Consider the following 2,977-nt stretch of genomic DNA (forward strand, 5'->3'; position numbering starts at 1 on the left):
AGATATGTGCCAACTCTTGACCGATCACGCCGCTGTAATCGACAAAACGACGACTGATAGGATCATTTGGGATCACTCCCGTCCCGACGTCGTTGAGGACAAACACGATGTTAGCATCGATATCTTTCAGTGCTTCGATCTCCGCGATTAACACCTCTTCATCCTCTTCTAGGCGGTTAAGTATCCACATCGAGACGCAATCGATCAGGTAGGTATGGTGCGGCTCTATCACTTCGGCTAAATGATGGCTCTCTTCGAGAGTAATAAAATCCTCTCCCCTACTAAAACGGTGTTTATCGATTCTCACACTCATTTCATCATCACCGAACGAGGTATCATAGGTCGCAAGATAGTAGGGTTTTTGATCCGAAATCGAGAGGGCTTTGGCTTCCGCCAACGTACTTTTCCCCGATTTTTGTCCCCCGAAATAAAGTATTTTCATCCTAACAAACTCTCCACTTTCAGAGTAATTTTTTCTTTGGTAATACCGTTAAGGAGGGCATACATCAGCGCACCCCCTGCGCCGACCCCCTCTTTTGCTTCCCCTTCATCGTAGAGTTTGAGTGCGGGGTGAGAGGTGAGGGAGAAATCGAAATCGGCGTAATAGGCGTTAATGGTAAAATCGTTCATTTCCAAGAGGGCTTTGATATCGCTGTTAGTATCTTCGGCAACCCATTTCGTCGTGCAGAGGGCGACACGAGAGGTGTCGAGTTCCCCTTCCATCATTTGCAAGATGCGGTTGATCACAAGTAACACGCACGCCATCTGTGTCCCCCCCGCCAAAACGATTGGGATGTCGCGGTTTTGGAGACCGAGAACCAATCCGGCATTAAAGATGAGCATATTGTCCCCCACTTGTGAGAGGATGGCAAAGAGATCATCGCCCTTTTCGATGTGCGAAAGGGCTTGATTGATAACGTTTTGTCTGATGGTGTTAGGGGTGTTTTTAAAACTGCTGCTGAATTTCTCATTCGCATCGTACCCCAGCGCCAACGCCGTGGCGAGCGCCGTGGTGGTTCCTGCGGGAACCGATTCACCTAAGATGATGTAATCGCCCTGCACTGCAAGCTCTTGGGCGAATTGAATCCCTTTTTCAAACACCTCTTCGGCGGGGATATTCGCTCCCTCACTGATCGAATCACTGGGGGAAATACCGAACGAGTGACGTTTAAAATGCTCCAACTTCGGAGAAATCTCAAGCCCAAGTTCGAGAAGCTCGATTTCGCGGAAAGGATGGAGGAGATGGACGGCGCGGGTGATGAGGGCGGGAGTGGGAACCCCTTTAGGAGTTTCGGCAATGGAACCCAGACTCCGCACCTCTCCGATCGCGATAAACTCCGCATCGAGCGTCGGGGTGAGATGGAGAAGCCCCGGAATCCCCGCTTGGGTAATCCCCTCTATATTTGCTGTTGCCGTGTTGCTCATACACAAAAGAAACGATGCCCGCTTCCCCCGCAGACTCTCGATAAAATCTCTTTTTCCCGTAATCGTTTGTATCATAATAGCCTCTCTAATAGTTCTTGATAATTACCGTCGTTTAAGTAGCGGTTGACGCTGTAAAAAAGGGTCGCGTACTCGCGGTACGATTGAAACTCCTCTGCGCTGATCGTTGCACCGTAGCTCTCCAATAGAGCCTCGGTTTTTTCATCGCTGTCGCACCACGAGAGGTCGGTGACGGCGAGATCGAAGAGAAAATCGCCGTTGCATGCTTGGGTGAAATCGATGACACACGATAGGCTTCCCCCCTTAAAGAGGGCGTTATCCATAAAAAGATCGCCGTGAATAATCCCGTCGTTGCGCAATCTCAAATCAATTTTTTTTAACAGCGTATCGAAAATTTCGACGTTGCTCTCTCTAATCATCCGCTCCAGCCTCGATCTCTCAAATAACGGCTCGTTAGCACTCTGCCGTGTCGCCGTTAGGGTATGGAAAGAGCGCAAAAATGTTCCGATCTCTCGTACCTCATTGATCTCGGCACTCTTAAGACTTTTCCCATGACATCGGCGGTAGATAAGGGCGGGTTTGCCGCAGATGCTCAACACTTCCCCCAAAGATTTGGCAATCGGGAGTGTTTCGCAGAGGATGAGAAGCTTCCGTTCCTCCTCAACTGACGCGACGGTAGCGTTTTCAAAAATTTTCAATACCCGTTCATCGTTCAGGAAATAGACGCTGTCCATCACCCCGTCCTTACTCGCTTCGAGAGAGGTGATCTCTAATGATTGCGGTAAATCTGCCAGTGTAATCACCGTTTTCACACCCATTCGACCACCTCATCCAGCGTTTTCCTCTCTTCCCACCCCATTTTCAACAGTTCGGGTTCCTCCAAAAACTCGCTCACATACCCCATCGTCAAATAACCGATCAGTTTGTACTCATCGCCGATTCCTAAAATCTTTTTCACCTTTTTGGGGCGTAGAATACTCACCCACCCCACCCCGATATTGTGGGCGCGTGCCATCAGCCAGAGGTTTTGGATCGCGCAGACGACGCTGTACTCCCCCATCTTTTTCTGAGTCGTTTGTCCTAACACGGTTTTCGTCGGTTTTTGATACAACACGGCGATATTGAGGGCCGATTCCTTGATCCCCTCCAGTTTGAGGGTATCATAAAGGAGATTCCCCTCGAACAGCTTGGACGCTTTAGTGTTTTCTCGGAGAAATTCCTCATAGATCGCTTCGCGTTTGGCATGATCCTGAACGATAACAAACTTCCACGGCTGTGAAAAACCGACCGAGGGGGCGGAGATCGCCGCTTCCAAAATCTTCCGCAGTACCTCATCGTCGATCGGTTCATCGATAAAACGATTCCCCCTCACGTCACGGCGTGATGAGAAGATCGATTGGAGCAGCTCAGCATCGCGGAGGGTAAATTTCATCGTGACCCTTTTTGACGATGAAGTATCAGATAGATAAAGAACGGCCCACCGATAAACGAAGTAACGACGCCGATGGGAATATCCGAAGCGGCTCCGAGATTA

Annotated in this window: 4 protein-coding genes; all 4 read right to left on the reverse strand. The window is 49.5% G+C overall.

The window, feature by feature from the left end:
- Positions 1-442 (reverse strand): bifunctional adenosylcobinamide kinase/adenosylcobinamide-phosphate guanylyltransferase (locus A2517_RS09630; protein WP_294896470.1); only part of this gene is annotated, 442 nt, incomplete at its 3' end.
- Positions 439-1,500, reverse strand: a complete 1,062-nt coding sequence (gene cobT / locus A2517_RS09635) for a nicotinate mononucleotide-dependent phosphoribosyltransferase CobT (protein WP_294896472.1) — start codon at positions 1,498-1,500, stop codon at positions 439-441. The genes cobT and A2517_RS09630, both read right to left, overlap by 4 nt.
- A complete protein-coding gene (locus A2517_RS09640) occupies positions 1,497-2,261 on the reverse strand; it encodes a phosphotransferase (protein WP_294896473.1) in 765 nt (254 codons plus the stop codon). The genes cobT and A2517_RS09640 overlap by 4 nt, the downstream gene beginning before the upstream one ends.
- Positions 2,252-2,875, reverse strand: a complete 624-nt coding sequence (bluB, locus tag A2517_RS09645; RefSeq protein ID WP_294896475.1) for a 5,6-dimethylbenzimidazole synthase — start codon at positions 2,873-2,875, stop codon at positions 2,252-2,254. The genes A2517_RS09640 and bluB overlap by 10 nt, the downstream gene beginning before the upstream one ends.
- Positions 2,876-2,977: the final 102 nt, after the last annotated feature.

This window comes from Sulfuricurvum sp. RIFOXYD12_FULL_44_77 (assembly GCF_001830725.1).
GTDB classification, from domain to species: domain Bacteria; phylum Campylobacterota; class Campylobacteria; order Campylobacterales; family Sulfurimonadaceae; genus Sulfuricurvum; species Sulfuricurvum kujiense_A.

Excerpts from the sequence above, each read along its gene's own strand:
- cobT (WP_294896472.1), bottom strand. The coding sequence starts at position 1,500 with ATGATACAAACGATTACGGGAAAAAGAGATTTTATCGAGAGTCTGCGG.
- A2517_RS09640 (WP_294896473.1), bottom strand. The coding sequence starts at position 2,261 with ATGGGTGTGAAAACGGTGATTACACTGGCAGATTTACCGCAATCATTA.
- bluB (WP_294896475.1), bottom strand. The coding sequence starts at position 2,875 with ATGAAATTTACCCTCCGCGATGCTGAGCTGCTCCAATCGATCTTCTCA.